This window comes from Janthinobacterium sp. SUN118, assembly GCF_030397695.1.
GTDB lineage: Bacteria > Pseudomonadota > Gammaproteobacteria > Burkholderiales > Burkholderiaceae_D > Janthinobacterium.
In genome coordinates this window covers 1,087,082-1,107,835 of the sequence record NZ_JAPUBV010000001.1, presented here as the reverse complement: position 1 = coordinate 1,107,835, position 20,754 = coordinate 1,087,082, and the positions used below count along the sequence as shown (strand labels likewise).

General features: G+C 62.9%; 16 protein-coding genes. 10 read left to right on the top strand and 6 right to left on the bottom strand.

The window, feature by feature from the left end:
* The first annotated feature begins 85 nt into the window (after positions 1 to 85).
* The gene (locus O0880_RS05075; RefSeq protein ID WP_289885394.1) at positions 86 to 1,351 is read left to right on the top strand and encodes a putative Na+/H+ antiporter; all 1,266 of its coding nucleotides are present in this window, start codon (positions 86 to 88) and stop codon (positions 1,349 to 1,351) included.
* Between the two features lie 78 nt (positions 1,352 to 1,429).
* Here the strand turns inward: O0880_RS05075 and O0880_RS05070 are convergent, their stop codons facing one another.
* The 3 genes from O0880_RS05070 to O0880_RS05060 form a co-directional block, all read right to left on the bottom strand.
* Positions 1,430 to 3,466, bottom strand: a complete 2,037-nt coding sequence (locus O0880_RS05070) for a GNAT family N-acetyltransferase (protein WP_071322456.1) — start codon at positions 3,464 to 3,466, stop codon at positions 1,430 to 1,432.
* Positions 3,467 to 3,549: 83 nt separating this feature from the next.
* Positions 3,550 to 4,764: an MFS transporter gene (locus O0880_RS05065; RefSeq protein WP_071322455.1), complete on the bottom strand. Its 1,215-nt coding sequence runs from the start codon at positions 4,762 to 4,764 to the stop codon at positions 3,550 to 3,552.
* A 352-nt stretch (positions 4,765 to 5,116) separates the two neighbouring features.
* The gene (locus O0880_RS05060) at positions 5,117 to 6,358 is read right to left on the bottom strand and encodes a PHB depolymerase family esterase (protein ID WP_289885391.1); all 1,242 of its coding nucleotides are present in this window, start codon (positions 6,356 to 6,358) and stop codon (positions 5,117 to 5,119) included.
* Positions 6,359 to 6,596: 238 nt separating this feature from the next.
* Here O0880_RS05060 and O0880_RS05055 point away from each other — a divergent pair, with 238 nt between their 5' ends.
* Positions 6,597 to 7,184, top strand: coding sequence for a PRC-barrel domain-containing protein (locus O0880_RS05055; protein ID WP_289885390.1), 588 nt, complete (start codon positions 6,597 to 6,599; stop codon positions 7,182 to 7,184).
* Positions 7,185 to 7,369: 185 nt separating this feature from the next.
* On the opposite strand, the gene hrpA is transcribed toward O0880_RS05055, so the two are convergent.
* Complete coding sequence (gene hrpA / locus O0880_RS05050; protein ID WP_289885389.1) at positions 7,370 to 11,518, bottom strand: ATP-dependent RNA helicase HrpA; 4,149 nt, start codon at positions 11,516 to 11,518, stop codon at positions 7,370 to 7,372.
* Between the two features lie 203 nt (positions 11,519 to 11,721).
* Between hrpA and argA the strand changes: the two genes are divergently transcribed.
* The gene (argA, locus tag O0880_RS05045; RefSeq protein ID WP_046685875.1) at positions 11,722 to 13,032 is read left to right on the top strand and encodes an amino-acid N-acetyltransferase; all 1,311 of its coding nucleotides are present in this window, start codon (positions 11,722 to 11,724) and stop codon (positions 13,030 to 13,032) included.
* Between the two features lie 142 nt (positions 13,033 to 13,174).
* Here the strand turns inward: argA and kdsA are convergent, their stop codons facing one another.
* On the bottom strand, positions 13,175 to 14,020 hold the full coding sequence (gene kdsA / locus O0880_RS05040; RefSeq protein WP_289885387.1) for a 3-deoxy-8-phosphooctulonate synthase: 846 nt from the start codon (positions 14,018 to 14,020) through the stop codon (positions 13,175 to 13,177).
* Between the two features lie 220 nt (positions 14,021 to 14,240).
* Here kdsA and O0880_RS05035 point away from each other — a divergent pair, with 220 nt between their 5' ends.
* Both O0880_RS05035 and O0880_RS05030 read left to right on the top strand, forming a co-directional pair.
* On the top strand, positions 14,241 to 14,513 hold the full coding sequence (locus tag O0880_RS05035; protein WP_034750797.1) for an oxidative damage protection protein: 273 nt from the start codon (positions 14,241 to 14,243) through the stop codon (positions 14,511 to 14,513).
* A 275-nt stretch (positions 14,514 to 14,788) separates the two neighbouring features.
* Positions 14,789 to 15,313, top strand: a complete 525-nt coding sequence (locus O0880_RS05030; protein ID WP_071322451.1) for a DUF6622 family protein — start codon at positions 14,789 to 14,791, stop codon at positions 15,311 to 15,313.
* Positions 15,314 to 15,349: 36 nt separating this feature from the next.
* On the opposite strand, the gene rpiA is transcribed toward O0880_RS05030, so the two are convergent.
* Entirely contained in the window at positions 15,350 to 16,027 is a 678-nt protein-coding gene (rpiA, locus tag O0880_RS05025; protein WP_071322450.1) for a ribose-5-phosphate isomerase RpiA, read from the bottom strand.
* A 205-nt stretch (positions 16,028 to 16,232) separates the two neighbouring features.
* Here rpiA and O0880_RS05020 point away from each other — a divergent pair, with 205 nt between their 5' ends.
* The 5 genes from O0880_RS05020 to O0880_RS05000 all read left to right on the top strand — a co-directional run bounded on the left by O0880_RS05020 (position 16,233) and on the right by O0880_RS05000 (position 20,754).
* Positions 16,233 to 16,601 (top strand): response regulator, encoded by a 369-nt coding sequence (locus O0880_RS05020; protein ID WP_071322449.1) that lies wholly within the window; start codon positions 16,233 to 16,235, stop codon positions 16,599 to 16,601.
* A 2-nt stretch (positions 16,602 to 16,603) separates the two neighbouring features.
* Positions 16,604 to 17,230, top strand: coding sequence for a chemotaxis protein CheC (locus O0880_RS05015; protein WP_071322448.1), 627 nt, complete (start codon positions 16,604 to 16,606; stop codon positions 17,228 to 17,230).
* A gap of 5 nt (positions 17,231 to 17,235) precedes the next feature.
* Positions 17,236 to 18,207: a diguanylate cyclase gene (locus O0880_RS05010; RefSeq protein ID WP_071326263.1), complete on the top strand. Its 972-nt coding sequence runs from the start codon at positions 17,236 to 17,238 to the stop codon at positions 18,205 to 18,207.
* A 181-nt stretch (positions 18,208 to 18,388) separates the two neighbouring features.
* Positions 18,389 to 20,056 carry a histidine kinase gene (locus O0880_RS05005; RefSeq protein WP_289885376.1) on the top strand — a complete coding sequence of 556 codons (1,668 nt, stop codon included), beginning with the start codon at positions 18,389 to 18,391 and terminating at the stop codon, positions 20,054 to 20,056.
* Positions 20,053 to 20,754 carry a response regulator transcription factor gene (locus tag O0880_RS05000; RefSeq protein ID WP_289885374.1) on the top strand — a complete coding sequence of 234 codons (702 nt, stop codon included), beginning with the start codon at positions 20,053 to 20,055 and terminating at the stop codon, positions 20,752 to 20,754. Before O0880_RS05005 ends, O0880_RS05000 begins: the two co-directional genes overlap by 4 nt.

Below are 20,754 nucleotides of genomic sequence, written 5' to 3'. Positions count from 1 at the left end.
TGGGCATCGATTGCTGTACCATAAGCACTCTCCTTACCGTCTGGCAACGTACCAGTCGGCATCCTCCGTCCATAAGGAAACTCATTTGACCACCATCCAACTCATCAGCGCGATCGTCTTCGGCCTTGCGCTCATCCACACCTTCGCCGCCAAGTCGTTTGAAACCTTGGCAAACCGCCATCCGCGCCATGCGGGCTTGCTGCACCTGCTGGGCGAAGTAGAAGTTGTGTTCGGCTTCTGGGCCTTCATCTTGATCATCATCATGGCCTTTGTCTCGGGCGGCGATGCGGCCATCGAATATGCCGAGTCGCGCCAGTACACGGAGCCGCTGTTCGTCTTTGTCGTCATGGTGGTGGCCGCCTCGCGCCCCGTGCTCGACGCCGTGCAGCGCCTGCTGAAAGGAGTGGCGCGCGTGATGCCGCTGCGTACGGAACTGGCCCTCGTCTGGCTGGGCCTGGCCCTCGTGCCCCTGACGGGCTCGATGATCACGGAACCGGCCGCCATGACCCTGGCCGCGCTGATGCTGGCGCCGCAAATCTTTCGCCCGGGCATCCCTGAATGGCTGAAATATGGCGCGCTGGGCGTGCTCTTCGTCAACGTTTCCATCGGCGGCACCTTGACCTCGTACGCGGCGCCGCCCGTGCTGATGGTCGCCACCACCTGGAACTGGGACAGCGCCTTCATGGCCAGCCATTTCGGCTGGAAAGCGGCCATCGCCGTGCTGGTCAACGCCACGGGCGTGAGCATCCTGCTGCGCAAATACCTGCACAGCAACACGTCCGACATCAAGCCGAAGGCCGGTGAAGTGGAAGCGCCGAAAGTGCCGCTGGCCATCAGCCTCGTGCACATGATCGTGCTCGCTGGCGTGGTGGCGCTGGCGCACCATCCGGTGCTGTTCATCGGCCTGTTCCTGTTCTTCCTCGGCTTCGTGCAGGCCTATGAGCGCTATCAAAGCCCGCTGATCCTGAAGGAAGGTTTATTGGTCGGATTCTTCCTCGGCGGCCTGGTGGTGCTGGGCGGCATGCAGCAATGGTGGCTGCAGCCCATCGTTTCCAGCCTGAAACCGCTGGCCCTGTTCTTCGGCGCCCTAGGTTTGACGGCGATCACCGACAATGCCGCCCTGACCTACCTCGGTTCGCTGATCGTCGGCATGACGGACGAAGCGAAATACATGCTGGTGGCGGGCGCCGTGGCCGGCGGCGGCCTGACCGTCATCGCCAATGCGCCGAACCCGGCTGGCGTGGCCCTGCTGCGCCGCGGCTTCAAGGATGAATCGATCGGCGCCGTCGGCCTGCTGGCCGGCGCCCTGCTGCCGACGGCCGTGGCGGCCCTCGCCTTCCTGGCCCTGTAAGTCTCGTCAAGGGGCGGCCGCCAGCCGCCCCTGTTCCCCGCTGTTTCCTTCCGCTGTTTCCTTCCTCAGTTTCCCTCCTCAGTTTCCCTCATATACGAGGAAGTGCAGGCGGTCGTAGAACAGGCTGTACGCATAGTCGAACGTGCCCACGCTGCGAAAACCCTTGTGCAGGTACACTTGCAAGGCTTCGCTCTTTTCCCACACCGTCAGGGTGATCCGCGCGCAGCCCTTGCGGCCGGCCAGGTCGCGGATTTCATTGAACATCTGCTTGAACAAGCCCTGCCCCCGGTATTTCTCGTCGATGGCCAGGCTGCTGACGAAGCAATCGTCGGCGCGCGCATGCGCGAGCACGAATTCGTCATAGGCGTCATCGAGCGCCTTCATGTCATCGCGGTAATACGAGACGGCGCCGCAGGCCTGGAACTCGGCCATCGTCGCGGCCGTGAAAAAGCCGATGAAGCGCTCGTCCTCGTCGTGCAAGCCATGGATATGCGCCAGGTAGGGCTCGATATTCTGCCGCCGCTGCAGTTCGACGAATTGCAGATTCAATTTATTGCCGAACGAGCAGTACTCGAGATAGCTGGTGGCGAACAGCAATTTCGCCATGCGGTTCTTCGCCTCGTCACCCAGCAGTTCGCCGGGCACCAGCCTGAGCGGGGCATGCGACAGCAAGCCCGCCTGGCCCTCGTCTTCGGCCATGGTGGCATCGTTGGCTGCCGGCATGCCGCTGCCGTGGCGACCCACGGTGGGACGCCAGAAGGCGCCTGCGGCGATATGCATGGAACGGTGGGCCACCAGGTAGCGGCAAAAGATGGCATTCACGCGGTCCAGCTGCGGATCGTCCGACAGCACGGAGTAATAGTGGAAATGATCGATTTCCGCCCGCAATTGGGCAGCATACGCCATGCGCGGCACTTCCTCGATGTCGAACACATCGACGACATTGACCAGGCTCAAAGGATCATCGAGTTGCCAGTCGATATCGTCCAGTCCGGCGATGCAGCGCACATACGCGCGCCGCTCCTCCGCGCTGAGGGGAATGTGCATGTCCGTGATGATGTCGTCGAGCAAGCGCATGCCGCGGATGCCGCCCACGACGCTTTCGCGCACGCCGTCGTACAGCACGCAATAGCGTTGGTAGAACTCGGCATGACTGAGCAGGGTCCGGCCCAGATGCTGCTTCCATTCGGCATAGAACTGGCCAAACAGCCGCGCTTCGAATTGCGGGCAGGAACGGGGAATCTGCTGGTCGATACCCGCATAGGCGCGGTTCACATTGCGCTGGATCGAGCGCAGTGCCGCATCATTGCGCTTGGCGATCAGCATGCCGGTTTCATCGAGAAACAGATTCATCCAGCTCACATGATGGCGCGTGTCCCCAGCGTCGCCGTTATTGCGCTGGAAATAATCGGGCACTTCCGGCTTCATCAGGAAGATCGTCGCCGGATTGTGCGGGATGGTGTCGACATCCATATAGATGCCGCCGTATTCGCACATGATAAGGATGCGGAAATAATCGGACAGGGTGGCGAAATAGCGCTGCGCATGCAGGGTATCGAGCAAGTCGAAGCGTTCCGGCGCGAAATCCAGCGCCAGCGCGCGCAGCGAGTTGATATGCAGGGTCGTGCCGCCGAAGGCGTAGCGGCCGACCGTGTAGCGCCCGGCCCCGCCCGTCGGGCTGAAGCGTTCGTCGTTGCGCAACTGCCCCGCATCCCACACCCACAGGATGGAGACATACGGCGCGCCGCCATTGTGGCGCACCTCGTCGAGCGCCGCGCCCCACTGCTGTATCGCCTCGGCCGCGATGGCCGGCAATTGCCCGCCCATCCAGATGCGGTGCAGGTAGCGCTCGTCGTCGCCGAGCGCGCGCGTGGGGATGCAGCTCAGCGATGAACAGCTTGCCGCATTGAAATGCGTAAAATTGGCGCCGATGAAACTGCGCAGGGCGGCAATGCCGGCCTGGTGTTCCTCGGCCATCTGCGCGCTGCCGGCGCCGGCCGGCCCCGCATCGGCCAGCTTGATGTAATCGAGTTTCAGCTTATTGATGCGAAACTCATATTCCAGGTTGAAAATCTTTGCTTGATCGTGTTTTGAGGCCAGGTCATCTATTTTCATGAACGCACCATCTTCCACAGGAGAGTGTAGGTAAACTTCGTATGAGGTAAAACAAGGTCAACAACACGCGCATCGTTGCGCCATCAACGCTGGGGCAGCAGCACCTCGCTTCCCCGGCGCCCCGCCATGCCCCGCGTAAATATCAGCAGGCAAGCCACGATGATCAGAATGACGGGAAGATTCAGCAGCGCATACGTTTCCAGCGCATAGCCGAAGCGCTGGCACAGCACGTTGTACAGCTGCAGCCAGGCGGACAAATAGACGCAATACAGCAGGCTCATGGCGGCCGTCGTCAGGGTCAGCGATTCCTTGCTGGCCGTAATCGCACTGCGGATCAGGGCGCCGTTGAACAAGCCGAAACCGATGGAATAGACAAACATGCAGGCCGCAAACACATCGACGTGATGGCGGCCCGCGCCGGCGCCCAGCATGCCGGCCGCGGCGACCAGTCCGCCCATGCGCAGCAGGGAGACGAGGGGAAAGTCTTGCCGCAGGCGCTGGATGGCGATGCTGCTGAGGACAAAGCCCGACAGGATCGCGCATTGCAGCGCGATATAGGTGGCGTAGGACGCGCCCATTTCCTGCAGCACGAAGATGGGCGAAAAGCCGATCCAGGCCGTCAGGGGCACGGTGGCCAGCCCTGCCGTAAACATGCCGAACATGAAGCGTCCGTTGCCGAAGATGCGCGCATAGCTGCGCACGATGGCGCCGGCATCGAGCCGCGGCCGCGTCACGGCCATCTGCGGCATGCACTTGAACAAGCCCAGCAGGGACAGCAGCGCCAGCAGGCCGGAGAGGAAAAACACATAGCGCCAGTCCAGCTGGCTGAGGATGGCGCTGCCGAGGATGGGCCCTGCCAGGGGCGCGAGGATGGTGGTGCTGGACAGAATACTGCTGAGTTTGACGGCCGCCATGTCGTCGAACAGCTCATGGATCATGGCATAGCCGACAAAGATGAAGCAGCAGCCCATGCCCTGCACGAAGCGCACGGCAAGAAATTGCTCGATCGAGGTGGCAAACGGCACCGTCAAGGTAGCCAGCAAGAACAGCGTATTGCCCGTCAACACCAGTTTGCGCTTGCCGATATAGTCGGCCAGCGGCCCGAGGAAAATCTGCAGGGAACTGCCGCCGAGCAGATACAGGCTCAAGGACAGGGGAATGAACTTTTGATCCGCCTGAAACTCGTCGACGATGACCAGCATCGCCGGCATGATCATGTCATTCGACAAATAGATATTGAGCTCAAATACGAGGAAAAACGCAAAAAACCACAGCAGCTGTCTGGACTTGATATACATGGCGAATTCCGTAACGTAGGCGGCTGCCGGCGGCGCTTCCCTGTCTCCAGGGAGTGGCGCGGCAAGCCGGGCCCAACACTGATAACGTGTACCAATTGTATACCACTTAGTGTTTTTTACCGCTATTTTTGTTATTTTCAAATACCGCAACAATACCACTTGCGCGAAAATCACGGCAGGGCCATATGCGATGCGATGGAAGAAAAAGCGTGCAGGCGGCCTGCCGGCACGCTTGCGCGGCCGCGCGGCGGCAAGCCCGGCGCCACGCCAGACGGGAGAAAGCAGGTGTACCAGTGACGGCCGCGCCGCAGCACGGCGCAGTCCGGCACCTTATCGGCAAGCTATCGGCAACTCAGGCGCGGCGGTGGCGCGCGAAAAAATCGAGCAGCATCTTGCTGGCGTCGGGCCTGGCCTTGTCGTTGAACGGCAGGCTGGCGTCGCCGCCGCTCCAGGCGTGCTCGAGGTGTTCGATCTGCGCCACGCGCAGCAGCACATCCTTGCCCACCTGATAATCATGCAGCGCATACGCATGGGCCGGGTTGCGGCTGCCCGCCGCCCCCGCCGGCAGGCGCTGCGCCGTCACCAGCGTGTCGGCCGGCATGCGGTTCACGCGCAGGCTCTGGCGCACCAGCTGCGCCTGGTTCACGGGGCGCACCACCTTGTCTGACAGCCCTTGCAGCAGCAGGGTGGGCAGGCGGGGAAACGCGGGCTGGCGCGCCAGCACCTCGTCGATGGCCGCGTCCATGCGGGCGGCGGCGCCATGCTGCATCACGTTCAGCGCGCCGATCAGGTTATGCCCGGCACCGAACACGGGGCCCGAATGCAGGCCCAGCGCGGCAAACAGCTGCGGGTGATTCAGGGCCACGATATGCGCCATGCCGGCGCCGGCGGAAATGCCGCAGATATAGATGCGCGCGCGGTCGATCGCATGGCGCGCCGCCACCTGCTCGATGGCGCCGACGATCAGGCGCGCATCGCCGCCGCCCTCCTGCGTCAGCCTGTCGTACCACTTCCAGCAGCGCCGCGCATGCGAGCGCATGGACTGCTGCGGATACAGCACGGCATAGCCCTTGCGCTCGGCCAGGCGGTTCATGCGCGTGCCCTCGGCAAACTGCGTGGCGCTCTGCTCGCAGCCATGCAGCATCACCAGCAGCGGCCGGCCACGCCTGCTCATGACCGCGTTCGGCGGCTTGTCCGGCAAGTACAGGAAATAGCTCAGGCGCCGGCCCGGCAACTGTCCCAGCTCCGGCAACGGCGCATAGTGGGCGGCCAGCCACTTGCCCGGCGCAGGCGCGGGCCGCTTGCGCGCGCGCGGCGGCGACAGCGGCGTGGCGAAGGGCGCCAGCGCTGGTGCGGCGGAACGCGCCAGCGCGTCGCCGGCAGGCTTGGCGCGCGGCTTGGCGGGCTTGGCCACGGCCTTGCCCGCGGTCTTGACGATGCTCTTGCTCACGGCCTTGACCCTGACCTTGCCACGGGGCTTGAGCTTGGCGGACACGGGGCCGAACAGCACCTGCGCCAGCTTGGTCGCCGTGCGCTGCTGCGCCTTGCCGACGCGCAGCAAGCCGCGCAACCACTTGGTTGCGGGCTTCACCATGGCAAGCAATCCGTCTGTCGCTGTGGAGCATGGCGCCGGGTCGTCGAACTGCCTCGTTGCGTAATCAGCATGCGCGCTCTCCTCCGTTGAGCACATAGAGTACCGCAATTGGCTTACGGCACCGTACGTTTGCCCGCATATAAAAGTGCCCCGGACACCATTGAGGCAGATCAAGCGCGACCTTGGCCGTATGCTTAATCTGGGTGTTCGATCAGCACTTCACACAGGAGAGAACACCATGAGCTATCTGGACCGAGACATCTTGGGCATGTACCGCAACCACGACGGCCCCGGGCCAGCCTTGATGGGGGCCGACACCCTGATTGGCGACGATGTCTACAATCACAGCGATGAAGAACTGGGCGACATCAAGGAAATCATGCTCGACATGCGCACGGGTCAGATCGCCTATGCCGTGCTGTCCTTCGGCGGCATCCTGGGCATGGGCGACAAGCTGTTTGCCGTGCCCTGGGAGCGCCTGACGCTCGACCCCGTCAACAAGCGCCTCCTGCTGAACGTGGAAAAAGGCCAGCTGAAAGACGCGCCCGGCTTCGACAAGAACAACTGGCCCGACATGGGCAGCGACGCGTGGAACCAGCAGATGGAAGCGTTCTATGGCAGCGGCACGCGCTACGACAGCATGGTGGGCGGGCGCATGCAGTCCGGCAGCGACCTGCGCGGTGGCGCCAGCCTGCAATCGGACAGCGAAGGCAGCCTGTCCGGCACCTCGATGAGCGGCAGCCGCGCCGGCACGGGCAGCAGCCAAAGCGACCTGGCTGCCCGCTCCTCGCTCGGCGATGATGATGGGCTGGACAAGCGCAATTGATCAGGCAAGCCCCGGGGACGCGTCGGTCGGCGTACGTCGGCGTAGGTCTGATTAGCGGCGCAGCCGCGTAATCCGACACCACCCGTGACGCCACCGACACCCCACCGCCGGCCCACGACATCATCCACCACTCGCGCCAACGATGTTGTCGGATTACGCGCGCCCTTTGGACGCGCTCATCCGACCTAGCGCTGCATCGATTCCCATACCTTTTGCAGACGCTTGGCAGACACGGGCATCGGCGTGCGCAATTCCTGCGCAAACAGCGACACGCGCAGCTCTTCCAGCATCCAGCGGAAATCGACGAGTTTCGGGTCCGTGTTCTTGCCAGCCTGGCGATCCTTGGCCTGGCGCAAATACGGCGCGGCCGCCGATTGCCACTCGGCCATCAACTTGGTGTCGCGCGCGGGGTCGGCACGCAATTTTTCCAGGCGCACATTGATCGCCTTCAAATAGCGGGGGAAATGCGCCAGTTGCGTGTACTCGTTTTCCGTCAGGAAGCGCTTATGCACGAGGCCCTGCAGCTGCGCCTGGATATCGCTGGCGGCCGCCGCGGGAATATTTTGCAGGCGTTTCGGCAAACCGTGGAATTCCGTCAGCACTTGCGACAGCAGGCGGGCAATTTCATTGACCAGCAACACCAGGCGCGACTTGCCCTCCGCCTGGCGCTTGGCAAACGAGGCGGCGTCCAGCGGCAGCGGATCTTGCAAACACGCAATATCGAGCGCCTTGTTGATGATCTGCTCGCGCAGCTCCTCTTGCGAACCGAGGGCCATGAATTGCATGCCCATCTGCTGCAAGCCAGGGATGCTTTTCTCGACGTACTTGATCTGCTCCTTCATCTGCAGCGCGAACAGGCGGCGCAAGCCAACCTTGTGCGTGCGCGCGGCCACGGTGGGATCGTCGAACACTTCGAGGTCGCAATGCGTGCCCTTGTCGACCAGGGCCGGGAAGCCGATCAGGGTCAGCTTGCCCTGCACGATTTCCAGCAGTTCCGGCAATTCGCCAAAGGTCCAGCCCGTCAAGCCCATGTGCTGCGACACGGTGGCATTCGCGGATGCCGGCGCTGCCGCGGCAGCGCCCTTGGCGGGTGTGCCGCCCTTGCCCGCCACGGCAGTGGCGCCCTGCGCTTGCGCCTGCAGCCGTGACGCCACTTGCGCGCCCGCCACGCGGGCAGCAGGCGTACCCGCGCCCGATACGCCAGACACCTCCGCCAGCTTCTGGAAACTCTGGCGCGCCTGGCCGCCGAATTCCGCCTGCAAGGTGGCCAGGTTGCGGCCCATGTCCAGCTGGCGGCCGTGCTCGTCGATCACCTTGAAATTCATGAAGTGATGGGCAGGCAGGGTTTCCGGCTTGAAGTCCGTCGTCAGCACGTTGATCGTGATCTGCGTGCGGATGTCGGCGATGATGGCATCGATCAGGTCGCCACGGCCAAACACGCCCGCCGCGTGCACGCGCTCGCAGAACTTGGCCGCGTAATCGGGCAGCGGCACGCAGTGGCGGCGCAGCTTTTGCGGCAGCGATTTCAACAGCAGGTGCACTTTTTCCTTCAGCATGCCCGGCACCAGCCATTCGCAACGCTCGCGCGGCAACTGGTTCAGCGCATACAGCGGCACGCTCAAGGTGACGCCATCGCGCACGCTGCCCGGCTCGAAGTGGTACGTGAGACCCATCTCCAGGCCCGTCACGGACATGGTTTTCGGGAACAGATCCGTCGTCACGCCGGCCGCTTCGTGACGCATCAGCTCGTCACGGTTCAGGTACAGCAGCTTCGGATTCTCGCGCACGGCGTCCTTGTGCCACTTCTCGAAACCGGCGCCATTGCACACGTCGGCCGGCAGCAGCTTGTCGTAGAAGGCGGCGATCAGTTCATCGTCGACCAGCACGTCGAGGCGGCGCGATTTGTGTTCGAGGTTTTCAATGTCCTTGATCAACTTGTGGTTGTGCGCAAAGAACGGTGCGCGCGTGTCGAAGTCGCCGCCGACGAGGGCGTCGCGGATGAAGATTTCGCGCGCTTCCGGCAAGTTGAAATTGCCATAATTGATGCGGCGCTGGCTGTACACCACCAGGCCATACAGGGTCGCCCGTTCGGACGCCGTCACCTGCGCCGAGCGTTTTTCCCAGCGCGGTTCGCCCCACGATTTCTTCAGCAGGTGCTCGCCCACTTTTTCCAGCCATTCGGGCTGGATCTGCGCCACGCAGCGCGCGTACAAACGCGTCGTGTCGACCAGCTCGGCCGCCATGATCCACTTGCCCGGCTTTTTCAGCAGCGAGGAACCGGGCCAGATATGGAACTTGATGCCGCGCGCGCCCAGATAGCCGGCGCCCGGCTCGTCCTCGCCCTTGAAGCCGATATTGCCCAGCAAGCCGGTCAGCAAGGCCATGTGCAGATTATCATAGGTGGCCGGCGCTTCGTTCAGGCGCCAGCCCTGCTCCTTGACGATGGTCAACAACTGCGAATGCACGTCGCGCCATTCGCGCAAGCGCATCTGCGACAGGAAATTCGTGCGGCAATTGTCCTGCAGCTGGCGGTTGGTTTTCTTGTGCTCGATGGCGGACTCGAACCAGCGCCAGATTTTCAGGTAGCTGAGGAATTCCGATTTTTCATCGGCAAACTTCTTGTGCGCCTCGTCGGCCGCCTGCTGGTGCTCCATCGGGCGGTCGCGCGGGTCTTGCACGGACAGGGCCGAAGCGACGATCAGCACTTCCGTCAAACACGCGTTATCGAGCGCGGCGAGGATCATGCGGCCCACGCGCGGGTCCAGCGGCAGCTTGGCCAGCTTGTTGCCCAGCGGCGTGAGCTTGTTGACCTCGTCGACGGCGCCCAGTTCCTGCAGCAATTGATAGCCGTCGGCGATCGCGCGCGCCAGCGGCGGCTCGATGAAGGGGAAGGTTTCCACGTCCGTCAGGTGCAGCGACTTCATGCGCAGAATGACGGCGGCCAGCGAGGAGCGCAGGATTTCCGGCTCCGTGAATTTCGGCCGCAGCAGATAATCCTGTTCTTCGTACAGGCGGATGCAGACGCCGTCGGCCACGCGGCCGCAGCGGCCAGCGCGCTGGTTGGCGGCGGACTGCGCGATCGGCTCGACCTGCAGCTGCTCGACCTTGTTGCGGTAGCTGTAACGCTTCACGCGCGCCAGGCCCGCGTCGACCACGTAGCGGATGCCGGGCACGGTCAGCGACGTTTCCGCCACGTTGGTGGCCAGCACGATGCGGCGCGCATTGCTGGTCTTGAACACGCGCTCCTGCTCCTCGGCCGACAGGCGGGCGAACAGCGGTAAAATTTCCACATGCGGCGGATGGTGCTTGCGCAGCGCTTCGGCGCAGTCGCGGATTTCGCGCTCGCCCGGCAAGAACACCAGCACGTCGCCCGAACCGATGCGGCACAGTTCTTCCACGCCATCGACGACGGCATCCATCAGGTCGCGCTTTTCGCGCGCGGCGGCGGTCCTCTGCCCTGGCTTGTCGGCATTCGCGTTGGCGCCTGGCATGGCCACCTGCTCGCGCTCCACGGGGCGGTAGCGCACTTCCACCTGGTACAGGCGGCCCGACACTTCGATCACGGGCGCGGGTTTCTCCGGCGTGCCGAAATGCCGCGCGAAACGCTCGGCGTCGATGGTGGCCGAGGTGATGATGATCTTCAGGTCGGGCCGGCGCGGCAGCAGCTGCTTCAGATAGCCAAGCAGGAAATCGATGTTCAGGCTGCGCTCATGCGCTTCATCGATGATGATGGTGTCGTAATTTTTCAACAACGGGTCGGTCTGCGTCTCGGCCAGCAAGATACCGTCCGTCATCAGCTTGACGGATGCGCCCTTGGTCAGCGTGTCGGCGAAGCGCACCTTGAAACCCACGGTTTCGCCCAGCGGCGTGCCGAGTTCCTGCGCGATGCGCTTGGCCGTCGACGAGGCGGCGATACGCCGTGGCTGCGTGTGGCCGATCAAGCCCTTCTGGCCACGCCCCAGTTCCAGGCAAATCTTCGGCAGCTGCGTCGTCTTGCCGGACCCCGTCTCGCCCGAGACGATGATCACCTGGTTTTCCGTCAGGGCCTTGGCGATTTCGGCGCGGCGGCCCGAGACGGGCAAGTCTTCCGGATAGGTGATCGGCGGCAGCGGATTGCGGAATGCCTTCTCGGCCTCGCGCGCGGCGCGGGCCGTGTCGCGGCTGTCGCGGTTTTCATGATGCTCGCGGCCGGCCGGCGCATTGCGCGGCGCCTGTCCCTCGCGTGGCGGGCGCGCAGGCTGGGGCTTGCCCTCTCCGGCGCGCTGCTGCTGTTGCTGCCGCTGCTGCTGTTTCTGCTGCTCCGCGCGCGGCGGCTGTGGCCTTTGCTGGCTCACGGGCGGGCGCTGGCGGCCGCCATCGCGCGGCTGCGCAGGGGCAGCCGCTGGCGCCGTAGCGGTGTCGCCGGCCCCGGAAACGGGCGCAGGAATAGACACATTCGCAACAGGGGAAGGAGGGGAAGACTTATTGCTGGCTGAAGACATTGTTTTTTACAGGTATTTTAAGCGCGCACATCGCGCAGCGAATTATAATGCGCTTAATGGAAAACCCTACCCAATTCGTCCAATGGCTGCGCTCAGTCGCGCCCTACATCCACGCCTTTCGCGGCAAGACCTTCGTGGTCGCCTTCCCCGGTGAACTCGTCAGCGCCGGGGCGCTGCAGGTGCTGGCCCATGATCTGTCCCTGCTGCATGCGCTGGACATCAACGTCACCGTCGTCTACGGCTCGCGACCGCAGGTAGCCGAGCAGCTGGCCCTGCGTAACGTCGAAGGCCGCTTCCACAATGGCGTGCGCATCACGGATATTGCCGCCCTGGAATGCGCGAAGGAAGCGGCCGGCGAGCTGCGCCTCGATATCGAGGCCGCCTTCAGCCAGGGCTTGCCGAACACGCCGATGTCGCATGCGGCCATCCGTATCATTTCCGGCAACTTCATCACGGCACGTCCGCTGGGCGTGATCGATGGCGTGGATCTGGAACTGACGGGGATCACGCGCAAGGTCGACGCCGAAACCATCCATTCCATCCTCGGTTCGGACGGCCTGGTGCTGCTGTCGCCGCTGGGCTTCTCGCCGACCGGCGAAGCGTTCAACCTGACCATGGAAGACGTGGCCTGCAGCGCCGCCATCGCCCTGCACGCGGACAAGCTGATTTTCATCACGGAAACGCCGATGATGGAAGACGCCACGGGCGTGGAAATCCGCGAACTGTCGTCGCACCAGGCCGAAGCCGTGCTGATGGCCGGCTTCTTGCCGGACGCCACCGCGTTTTACCTGAAACATTGCGTCAAGGCATGCCATAACGGCGTCGAGCGCTCGCACATCGTGCCCTTCTCGATGGATGGTTCGGCCCTGCTGGAATTGTTTACCCATGATGGCGTGGGCACCATGATCAGCCATGAAAACCTGGAAAGCCTGCGCCAGGCCACCATCGAAGACGTGGGCGGCATCATTAAACTGATCGAACCGCTGGAAGCGGACGGCACTTTAGTCAAGCGGGGCCGCGAGCTGATCGAACGCGAAATCGATTATTTCTCCGTCATCGAGCATGACGGCGTCATCTTCGGCTGCGCCGCCCTGTACCCGTTCCCCGCGCAAAAAATGGCGGAAATGGCGTGCCTGACGGTCAATCCGGAAGTGCAAGCCCAGGGCGATGGCGAACGCATCCTGAAACACATGGAAAACCGCGCGCGCGCCGCCGGCCTGAACAAGCTGTTCGTCTTGACCACGCGCACCTCGCACTGGTTCAAGAAACGCGGCTTCGTGCCGGCCACCGTCGACGATTTGCCGAAGGACCGCCAGCATATGTATAACTGGCAGCGCAAGTCGCAGGTGCTGATCAAGACCCTGTAGCCCACTCGATAGGAGGTCCAGGGCGTTGCGGCCTTGCCTCGCCGCATTCGTACTGTCTTCGGCAACGCGCCCGGCCTGGCCATTTTGTTCCATGCCATAAAAAAAGCCCGGCATGCCGGGCTTTTTCTTTACTCAAAGACCATTACTTGATATTCAGCGGCGCAAACGACTTGACCAGGTCGTCGAGCGCCTTCAATTGCGCCAGGAACGGTTCCAGCTGGTCCAGCGGCAAGGCGCTGGGGCCGTCGCAGCGGGCGTTGTCCGGGTCCGGATGGGCTTCCAGGAACAGGCCGGCGATGCCGACGGCCAGACCGGCGCGCGCCAGGTCCGCCACTTGCTGGCGGCGGCCGCCCGAAGCGGCGCCACCGGGATCGCGCTGCTGCAGCGCGTGCGTGACGTCGAAGATGATGGGCAGGTCGCCGCACGTCTTCTTCATGACGCCAAAGCCCAGCATATCGACCACCAGGTTGTCGTAACCGAGGCAAGTGCCACGGTCGCACAGGATCAATTGATCGTTGCCCGCTTCCTTGAATTTCTCGACGATGTTGGCCATCTGGCCAGGGCTGAGGAATTGCGGCTTCTTGATGTTGATCACCTTGCCCGTTTTCGCCAGGGCCACGACGAGGTCCGTCTGGCGCGCCAGGAAGGCGGGCAATTGCAGCACGTCGACCACTTCGGCCACCTGCTGCGCCTGCCATGGCTCATGCACGTCGGTAATCACGGGCACGCCGAAGGCGGCCTTCACGTCCTGGAAGATGCGCATGCCTTCTTCCAGGCCCGGGCCGCGGTAGGAGTGGATGGACGAGCGGTTGGCCTTGTCGAAACTGGCCTTGAACACATATGGAATACCCAGTTTTTGCGTGACGCGCACATATTCTTCGCAGGCGCGCATGGCGAGATCGCGCGATTCGAGCACGTTGATGCCGCCAAACAGCACAAAGCTGCCTTCATTGCTGACATCGATGCCATTGACTTTCACTGAGGCCATAGGGGATTCCATATTGGTTAATTGTTACTATTTACTGTGAAGGGGCGCAGCCTGCGGCTGGCGCGATAAGGCATCTTACTAGCTAGGACGGCGCAGATCAAATTTGATCCAGCGCAAGGGCGCGGCAGACGGCGCGTCGGCAGGCCGCGACGGCCCCGCGAGGGGACGCGCAAAGTGCCTTATAATCACGCTTTATCTCTACACTGATTCAGGAGCACAGATGGCCCGCACGATCCACTGCATCAAACTCAACAAGGAAGCCGAAGGACTGGACTTCCCGCCGTACCCGGGCGAACTGGGCAAGAAAATTTACGAATCCGTGTCGAAAGAAGCATGGGCCGCCTGGCTCAAGCACCAGACCATGCTGGTCAATGAAAACCGTTTGAACCTGGCCGACGCGCGCGCCCGCAAATACCTGGCCACGCAGATGGAAAAGCATTTCTTCGGCGATGGCGCCGATGCGGCCATGGGTTACGTGCCCCCAACCGAGTAAGCACGGCGCAGCGCCTTCTCGGGCCTCCGTTGCGCGCTGTACCCGATGGTCAGCGCCGCTACGTGGCCCGATATGGCGCTTGCCCGCCACGGTGTCAAGAGGTACCGGCACCGTTCAATCTTTTTAGCCCGGCGTCGCCTTTATCCCCTTCCCGTTTCACGCCGCCTGAATCCCTTTCACGGCAGACCTTCCCCGTTTCGTCGCACACCGCTCGCCGCCCGCGCCGCCGGCAGGCACAGTACGTCCATCGACAACCTCACTTCAAGGCGGACACCATGTTGCAACAAATCTTCAGCCACACTCCCCTCTACGTCTGGGCCATCCTGGGCTTTCTCGTGTACCGGGGCGTGCTGGCCAGCCGCGCGCGCGAAGTGAGCTTGCGCAAGCTGTGCATCATTCCCCTGGTCATGCTGGCCCTGTCCCTGAGCGGCGTGTACGGCAGTTTCGGCTTCGCCGGCCTGGCGCCATTCGCCTGGATGGCAGGAGCCGTGACGGGCGCGGCGCTGGCCTGGACGCTGACCGATACGCGCCATATCGTCGTCATCTGCGAACGCGGCAGCGTGCGGCGCCCCGGCAGCTGGCTGCCGATGGCCTTGATGATGAGCATCTTCTGCATGAAATATGCGGTGGCCGTGACCCTCGCCATCGTACCTGCTTATGCCCACGCGCCGGGCTTCGTGCTGCCCGTCTGCGCCGCGTACGGCTGCTTCAGCGGCATCTTCCTGGGCGGCTTGCTGCGCACCGTGGCCGTGTATCGCCAGGCGCACATGACAAGCGGCCCGCAAGGGGCCGCCGTTTAATACAGATGCGACTGCCGGCGAAGGCCGGCTATCGTCTTAGTAGCTCAGCGTACGCACGCCTTCCGGCATGCCCAGCAGGCAGACATTCGCGCCGCGCGCGGCGAACAGGCCGACGGCGATGACGCCGACGATCTGGTTGATCTGCTGCTCCAGCGCCACCGGGTCGGCGATCTGCAAGCCCAGCACGTCGATGATCTCGCCGCCGTTGTCGGTGATGAAAGCGTCATCGCTGCCCGCCTTCAGGCGCAAACGGGGCGTGCCGCCCAGCGCGGCCAGCTGGCGCGACACGGCGGCGCGCGCCATCGGCACCACTTCCACCGGCAGCGGGAAGGCGCCCAGGGTCTCGACCAGCTTGGAGCCGTCGGCGATGCAGACGAACTGTTTCGACACGGAGGCAACGATCTTTTCGCGCGTCAAGGCCGCGCCGCCGCCCTTGATCATGGCGCCGCTGGCCGTGATCTCGTCGGCGCCATCGATATAGACGGCGATCGACTCGACGTCATTCAGGCTGAAGACGGGGATGCCATGGCCGGCCAGGCGGGCAGCCGTCGCTTCCGACGAGGCGACCGTCCCTTTGATGCGGTCCTTGATCTTGGCCAGCTCATCGATGAAAAAGTTCGCGGTGGAACCGGTACCGACACCGATGATTTCACCGTCCACCACATAATTAATGGCGGCGCGGGCTACGGCTTGTTTCAATTCGTCTTGGGTCATGGCAAAAAAGGCTGAAGTGGGGAATGGCGCTATTTTAACGGATCGTTAGCCCCGCAAGCGGCCCTTGAACACCGGCCGTGGCATTTGTTCCACGATGGCGCCATGAATTTTGCTCAAGGGCAATGGATTGGCCAATTACTCCGTATGCCCGTTAAAATATGCGAAAATGCGACTATTGACACACATGACGTTTCAGGAATAGCAAATGACTCACAGTAAACAGGTACTTGTTGTCGATGACAGCCGGGTTTCACGTTTGATGTCGCACCAGTTCATCCTCAGCAAACATGCCGATTGGCAAGTGATCGAGGCGGCGACGGGTGAAGAAGCCCTGGAAAAAGTCAAGACCGCCAGCCCTGTGCTGATACTACTGGATGTCAACATGCCCGGCATGGGCGGCGTGGCGGCGGCCGAACAATTGCGCGCGCTGTGCCCGCACACGCCCATCATCCTCGTCACGGCCAACGTGCAAAACGCCATCCGCAACCGCGCCAGCGAACTGGGCGTCGGCTTCATGGAAAAACCGATCACGGAAACCCGCATTCATCAGCTGATCGATTCACTGGGACTGTGAGCATGGTCAATCTCTCCGAACTGGAAAACGATGCCCTGGTAGAGATATTCAACATCGGGGTGGGCCACGCCGCCGCCGCGATGAGCGAGATCGTGAATGAAGAAGTCACCATGTCGGTGCCGTCGATCACCTTCCTGAACCGCGCCGATGCGGCTGCCCTACTCGGCAGCAAGAAGGACGGCGAACGCATCTGCGGCGTCAGCCAGCACTACGACGGCGCGTTTGCCACCGAAGCCATCTTGATGTTTCCTGAAGACAAGAGCCTGGAAATCGTGCGCCTGATGGTGGGCGACGCCATGCCGCTGCAGGAACTGACGGAGATGGAACAGGAAGCGATGAGCGAAATCGGCAACATCATCCTCAATTCCTGCGTGGGCACCCTGGCCAACCTGTTCGACAGCGAACTGCATGGCTCGCTGCCGCTGTACCACGTGGGCACCAGCGCGGAAATCCTCTCCTCGTTCGGCGGCCAGGACGACGACGCCGTCGTGCTGATGCTGCATATCGATTTCGTGCTGTCCAAGCACCAGATCCACGGTTACGTCGCGTTTGTACTCGACCTGTCCGCCTTGCACGACCTGAAACAGCAGGTCAGCCGCTATCTGGCCAAGGTCCTGGGACAGGCGTGAAGATCATGCCGGATGCATTACATCGACTCGCCCTGCTCGAAAGCATACTTGGCGCCGTCAACCTGGGCGCCATCGTGCTCGATGAGCAGCACCGCATCGTGCTATGGAACCGCTGGATGGCGCGCCACTCCGCCTGGCAGCCCGAGATGGTGCTGGGCCAGGATTTCTTCGCCGTCTTCCCCGAGCTGCGCCACAAGCGCATCGACTCGGCCATCATCCAGGCCCTGCGCGACAATTTCCAGTCGCTGCTGTCGCAAACCTTGCACAAGGCGCCATTTGCGCTGTACACGCATGGCGCGAACACGGGCTGTGCCGAAGGCCAGGAACGCATGCAGCAAGCCATCGCCGTCACACCGATCAATTTACCCGGTTCGCCACGCCATTGCCTGATCCAGATCAATGATGTCACCATTGCCGTCGGCCGCGAAAAGCTGCTGCGCGAACAGACCATGGTCTTGCGCTCGCAAACCTTTTCCGACGGCTTGACGGGCATCGCCAACCGCCGCCACTTCGACGTGGCCATCGAGAAGGAAATGCGGCGCGCCATGCGCACCGACAGTCCGCTGTCGCTGCTGATGATCGATATCGACCATTTCAAGGACTACAACGACCACTATGGCCACCAGCAGGGCGATGGCTGCCTGATCCACGTGGCGGCGGAACTGGCCGCCATGCTGCAGCGCCCCACCGACTTGCTGGCGCGCTATGGCGGCGAAGAATTTGCCGCCATCCTGCCCGACACGGATGACGAACAGGCGCTGCAGCTGGCCGAGGCGATCCGCCAGCGCGCGGCCGACTTGCGCATTCCCCATGCCAAGACAGGCAATGACGTCAAGCACATCACGGTCAGCATCGGCATCGCCACGCAGCACGCGCACCAGGCACTGGAAATTTCCGCCCTCATCGGCGCCGCCGACCGCGCCCTGTACCTGGCCAAACGCGCCGGCCGCAACCGCGTGATGGTGCAGCCCCCCTGATCCCGCGGGCCAGCGCAGGGACTGTCGCGCGCGGCCAACGCCGCCACGCATAATTCCTGTAGACATCTTTACGGCGGATGCGTAGACTCGTCCCTGATTGCAGCAAAAACAACAAGAATTTATCTGCGGTATCCCTTTAAGCGCATGCGCCGTTCCTGCGCGGATACGGCCAGGAGTGCTTGTGAACCTCGATCTGCCCCTGAAATCCCGCCTACCAGGCATCGGCCTGGATACGACCATGGTGAACGGCATGCGCCTGCTGTTGTCCAGCGCAACCTTGCTGACCCTCTTCATCGACCCCGAAAGCGCCGGCAAATTGAGCAAGATCACCTGGCTGATCTTTTCTGCCTATACGGTGCACAGCCTGCTGCTCTACGTGCTAGCACTGCTGGGCTTCAGCCTACCCCAGGACATCTTGCTGTACTGGCTGGACGTGGCTTGGTACGGACTGATCGTGTTTTCCAGCAGCAACCATAACAATTTTTTCTTCCTGTTTTTTTTCTTTGCCATCCTGACCTCGTCGTTCCAGCGGGGCTTCGAGGAAGGCGCGCGCATTACCCTGGCCTCGGCCGGCCTGTTCGCCGCCACGGCCCTGTTCGGCGAAACGGATGCGGAACTGTCGCGTCTGCTACTACGCACCACCTTCCTGCTGGCACTCGGTTACATGATCGCCTACTGGGGCGGCTCGGCCATCACGCAGCGCAGCCACCTGGCCCTGCTGCGCGATGTCAGCCAGCTGTCGAATCCCCGCTTCGGCGTCGACCAGACCATCACCTCGGTGCTGGACAAAACCCGCAGCTATTTCCATGCCCGCAGCTGCCTGCTGGCGATGCAGGACAAGGGGGCGCCGCACTGGTCGCTGCGCAGCGCCGTGCATACGGGGACGGAGGCGGTCACGACCAGCGCCATCCTCAGCGATGAAGCCGCCAGCCCCTTGCTGGCCTTCCCGGCCGAAAAAATCGTACTCTACAACTGCCCACTGTCAAGCTGGCTGCCATGGACAGGCGGTGTGCGCACGCTGGATGCGGACAGCATGCGTTGGCTGCGCCATGACGATGCGGCCGGCGCCAGCCTGGCCGAGCTGCTCGAAGCACACTCGTTTATCAGCACCCCCTTGCCTTTGCGCAATGGAACAGGGCGCCTCTACATCGTTTCCACGACCAGCCTGAGCAAGACCGACGCCCTTTTCCTCAGCCATATCGGCGCACAGGCATTTCCCGTCATTGAAAACATCGACCTGCTCGACCGCCTTGCTTCGCAGGCGGCCTCGCGCGAGCGCGAAAAGATCGCGCGCGACCTGCACGACACGGCCATCCAGCCGTATATCGGCCTGCGCCACGGCCTGGCCGCCCTGCGCAACGAGGCACTGCCCGACAATCCCCTGCTGCCGGAACTGGAAAAACTGATCATCATGTCGGGCCAGGTGATCGCCGACCTGCGCAGCTATGCGCGCACCTTCAAGAACGGCCAGGTGCAAAGCGAGCCGGAACTGCTGGTGGCGCTGCGGCGCCAGGCAGCGCAGATCCACGAATTCTATGACATCGACATCGCCTTGCATATCGAGGGCGACCTGCATATCAACGATCGCTTGGCGGCCGAAGTATTCCAGATCGTCAACGAAGGCATGAGCAATATCCGCAAGCATACGTCGGCGCGCCACGGCGCCATCAAGCTGACCTGCGTGCAGGGGGCGTTACACATCAGCATCGACAACGAATGCGCGGCCGCGCACGTGCCCGACTTCCTGCCCGACTCGCTGGCCGAACGTGCCGCCGCCCTCGGTGGCAGCGCCAGGGTCACGCACAATACCTTGGGCAACACCTCCGTCCAGATCGAAATCCCCATATGAACTCCCTCCAGCACCAGCAAAGCACCAGCACGGCCATCCGCGTCCTGCTCGTCGATGACCACAAGACCATGCTGTGGGGCCTGGAACGGCTGATCGGCGGCGAACACTCGGGCATGCACGTCATTGCCACGGCATCGGACAGCAGCGAAGCACTGGCGCAGGCGGCAGCGCTGGAACCCGACGTTATCGTGCTGGACCTGGACCTGGGCGGCGTCAGCTCGCTGGCCATCCTGCCGGCGCTGGTGCAGCGGGGCAGCACGCGCATCCTCGTGCTGACGGCCAGCCACGACCAGGCCGTCCTGGACCAGGCCATCCTGAAAGGCGCGCGCGGCATCATCAGCAAGGACGCGCCAGCCGAGATGGTGCTGAAAGCCATCGAAAAGGTCTACCACGGCGAACTGTGGCTGGAACACGCGATGCTGGGCCGCATGCTGACACAGCTGACGCAACCGGGCGGCGGCTCGGCGCAGGCCGCCGCCGTGGCCAGCCTGACCTTAAAGGAAAGAAAAATCATCGCCGCCCTCGTGCACGGCAGCGGCACGCCCGCCAAGCTGCTGGCCAACCAGCTGTTCATTTCAGAGCATACCCTGCGCAACCACCTGACCTCGATCTACCGCAAGCTGGGCGTGTACAACCGCCTGGAACTGTACGCCTACGCCACCAAGCACCGCCTGGGCGAGTTGCCGTCCACCGCCTGA